2 protein-coding genes are annotated in these 4107 nt (G+C 63.7%); one reads left to right on the top strand and one right to left on the bottom strand.

Annotated features, from left to right (window positions below; genetic code table 11):
• The coding region (gene pepN, locus EN932_RS30790) for an aminopeptidase N (protein WP_128369328.1) at positions 1-2295 on the bottom strand (2295 nt) is incomplete at its 3' end.
• A gap of 156 nt (positions 2296-2451) precedes the next feature.
• On the opposite strand from pepN, the gene EN932_RS30785 reads away from it, so the two are divergent.
• On the top strand, positions 2452-4107 hold a 1656-nt coding region (locus EN932_RS30785; protein ID WP_164890702.1), incomplete at its 3' end, for a xanthine dehydrogenase family protein molybdopterin-binding subunit.

Raw genomic sequence — 4107 nt, 5'->3', positions numbered from 1 at the left:
GGCCTGGATCTGGAACCATTTGTCCATGATCAGCAGGTCGGACCCGTAGGTCGTCTCGAAAGCCGCCAGCGCCTCGACCGCCTCGGGCGAACCGTGGTGACGATGCGCGAGCACGGCAAGTGCTGCCGCGCGGTCGGTCATGTTGGTCGCGGACTGGAAATGCCCGGCAGCGAGTTCCGCTCCGCCCGGCTGCAGCGACAGATAATCCAGCAGGGTGTTGCGCAAGGCGCGTCGTCCGGCGCTTGCGGCGTCGGGGCTGAACGCTTCTCTGTCGGCAAGGCTGAGGTAGAGGCCCGAAAAAACGTCCCGGTTCGCAGTGCCGATCGCCGGCGCCAGTGCCTCGCGAGCCGCATAGATGGCATCGGGGTCGATGTTCCTGCCGATGTCGCGGGCAATGTCGGCTTCGCCGGGCAGGGCCAGCGCCAATGCCCGATAGGCCGGCTCCAGCGTCTCGTCGCCGGCAATGCTGCCGGCGAGCTCGGTCAGCCGCGGCGCAAAGGCCGGCTGCTTGCCGCCGAGGATCTCGCGGAACGCTGATATCAGCGCATCGGTCAGCAATGTGTTGAAGGCCTGCCAGCGCGAGAAGGCGTCGCCGTCATGGCGGGCAAGGAAGAACTGGTCGTCGGCTTTCTGCTCGACGGACAACGTCACCGGCGCCGAAAAGCCGCGGTTGAGCGACACGGCCGGGCGCTCGGTGACGCCTGAAAACCGCACCATGTGGCGACGCTTGCGGATATGGATGACGCCGTCCTCGACGCTGGCGCCCTCGACGCTACTATACGGCACAGGCTTGCCGCCGGCGCCGATCAGCCCGAAAGCGAGCGGGATGTGCATCAGCCGCTTGCGGCTTTCGGAGGGTGTCGGCGGCACCGACTGCTCGATTTCGAGTGTGAACTCCTGCGCGGCCGGATTGTGCGCCGAACTGATCGTCAGGTTCGGCGTTCCCGCCTGATGATACCAGAGCGCGAACTGCGACAGGTCGCGGCCGGACGCATCCTCGAACACCTTGATGAAATCCTCGATCGTCGCCGCGTCACCGTCGTGCCGCTCGAAATAGAGGTCCATGCCGGCGCGAAACACGTCGGCACCGAGAATTGTGCGGATCATGCGCACCACTTCGGAGCCCTTCTCGTAGACCGTCGCGGTGTAGAAATTGTTGATCTCGCGGTAGCGGCGCGGCCGCACCGGATGCGCCAGTGGGCCCTGGTCCTCTGGAAACTGGTGGGCGCGCAAGGTCCGCACCTCGGCAATACGCTTGACCGCGCGCGAGCGCTGGTCGGCGGAGAATTCGTGGTCGCGGAAAACCGTCAGGCCTTCCTTCAGGCAGAGCTGGAACCAGTCGCGGCAAGTGATTCTGTTGCCTGTCCAATTGTGGAAATACTCATGCGCTATGATCGCCTCGATATTGGCGAAATCGGCGTCCGTCGCGGTCTCCCGGTCGGCCAGCACATATTTGTCGTTGAAGATGTTGAGGCCCTTGTTCTCCATCGCGCCCATGTTGAAGTCCGACACGGCGACGATGTTGAAGACGTCGAGATCGTATTCGCGGCCGAACGCCTCCTCGTCCCATTTCATCGACCGCTTCAGGGCGTCCATCGCATAGCCGGCCAGCGTCTCCTTGCCGGGCTCGACATAGATGCCGAGCTCGACCGTGCGGCCGGACAGGGTGACGAAACTGTCCGCGAGCCGGCCGAGATTGCCGGCCACCAATGCGAACAGATAGGACGGCTTGGGGAAAGGGTCGTGCCACACGGCATAATGCCAGCCGTCGCCGAGGTCGCCCTTTTCGAGCGGGTTGCCGTTGGACAGGAGCAGCGGCGCCTCGTCGCGCATTGCCTCCATGCGCACCGTGTAGACGGACAGGATATCGGGACGGTCGAGGAAATAGGTGATGCGGCGAAAGCCCTCGGCTTCGCATTGCGTGCAGTAGACGTGGCTCGAGCGGTAGAGGCCCATCAGGGCTTCGTTGCCCGCCGGCGCCACCTCGGTCTCGATGAGCAACTGGAAGCGCCGCGCCACCGGTGGCTCGAGGATGGTCAACTGGTCGGGCGTCGCCAGCAGATCCGCCGGTTTTACCTTCTTGCCGTCGATCTCGATGCGCTTGAGCGTCAGCCCGTCGCCGTCGAGCACCAACGGTGCCGACACGGAGACGCCGTCACGGCGCTCTATCGTGAGCACGGCGGTGACACGCGTTGCGTCTGGCGAAAGGCGGAAGGTGAGGTCGGTTTGCGGAATGAGGTAGTCGTTGGGGCGATAGTCTTCGAGCTTGAAGACCTGGCCGGTGTCCGTGCGCATTCCGTGGGTTTTCCTGTCGATTGCCTTGGCGGCGGATTGTGTCCGCTGGTCCAAGAAATTTGAAGTCCGCGCTCTTTACACGAAACGGCCCCTCGACAAAACTGAGGCAATGCCTATTTCAGGCGTTCGTTCTCCTGTCATCATCACGAGGCATCCATGACCGTCGTCACACCGAAATTCGGCATGGGCGCATCCGTGCTGCGGCGCGAGGATGCCGCCTTCATCCAGGGCCAGGGCCTTTATACCGACGACATCCAGCCGGCTGGCGTCCTGCATGGCTATGTCCTGCGTTCGCCGGTCGCCAAGGCCAGCTTCACCATCGGTTCGACCGAGGCGGCGAAGGCCGCACCTGGCGTCCATCTGGTACTGACCGGCAAGGACCTTGCCCATCTCGGCGATCTGAAATCCGGCGTCATGCAGGAACAGCCGGACGGCACCAAGGCGCCGACGCGCGACATCCCGATCCTGTGCCGCGACCGCGTCAACTATGTCGGCGATGCCGTTGCCTTCGTCGTCGCCGACAGCCGTGCCTTGGCGCAGGATGCCGCTGAATTGATCGATGTCGACTATGACGGCGAAGACGCGGCTTCCGGGACCGCAAATGCACTTGCCGAAGGCACGCCGCTGGTCTGGCCGGAGCTCGGTTCCAACCGCGCCTTCAGCTACCACATGGGCGACAGGAAAAAGACCGAAGCGGCTTTCGCCAAGGCCGCACACGTCACCCGCATCGAGTTCGTCAACAACCGGCTGGTCTGCAACTACATGGAGCCGCGCTCCGCGATCGGCGAATGGAACGTCGAGGAGAAGCGCTTCGTGCTGACCACCGGGTCGCAAGGCGTGCACTCCATGCAGTACATCCTGGCCAGCGTGTTCAAGATCAAGAAGGGCCAGTTGCGCGTCATCACGCCTGATGTCGGCGGTGGTTTCGGGCCCAAGAGCTTCGTCTACCGCGAATATCCGCTGGTGCTGGAAGCGGCGAAGCGGCTTGGCCGCCCGGTGAAGTGGGCCGGCGACCGCACGGAACACTTTCTGACCGACGCGCAAGGCCGCGACAATTTCGTCACGGCCGAGATGGCGCTGGACAAGGACGGCCGCTTTCTCGGCATGAAGGTGGACCTGCTCGCCAACATCGGCGCCTATATCTCGCAATATGGTCCGTTCATCCCCTATATCGGCGTCACCATGTCGACCGGTGTCTACGATATCCAGGCGCTCGACGTCTCGGTGACCGGCCTCTACACCAACACCTGCCCGGTCGATGCCTATCGCGGTGCCGGTCGGCCGGAAGCAGCCTTCCTGCTGGAAAAGCTGGTCGATGCCTGCGCCCACGATCTCGGCCTGCCCGTCGAGGAGATCCGCCGCCGCAATTTCATCCGGCCGGAGCAATTTCCCTACCGGACGCAAACCGGCCGCCTCTACGACACCGGTGAATTCGAAGGCCATATGGAGCGCGCCATTGAGCAATCCGAATGGAAAGCGTTTCCGGAGCGGCTGGCGCAGTCGAAGGCCGGCGGAAAAATCCGCGGTCTCGGCATGGCGACCTATATCGAGGCCTGTGCCTTTCCGGGCTCGGAGCCGGCCTTCGTCGAACTCAATGGCGACGGCACGGTGACGCTGAAGATCGGCACCCAGACCAACGGACAGGGACACGCCACCGCCTATGCGCAGTTCCTGTCGGAAAAGCTCAATCTCGACATCGACAAAATCCATGTCCGCCAGGGCGATACCGATGAATTGAAGGCCGGCGGCGGCACCGGCGGCTCGCGCTCCATTCCGCTGGGGGGTGTGTCGGCTTCCCGCGCGGGCGAGGAT

Source organism: Mesorhizobium sp. M7A.F.Ca.US.002.01.1.1 (assembly GCF_004022955.1).
Lineage (GTDB): Bacteria > Pseudomonadota > Alphaproteobacteria > Rhizobiales > Rhizobiaceae > Mesorhizobium > Mesorhizobium ciceri.
The sequence above is the reverse complement of the archived record's forward strand: the minus strand, read 5'-3'. Positions and strand labels throughout refer to the sequence as shown.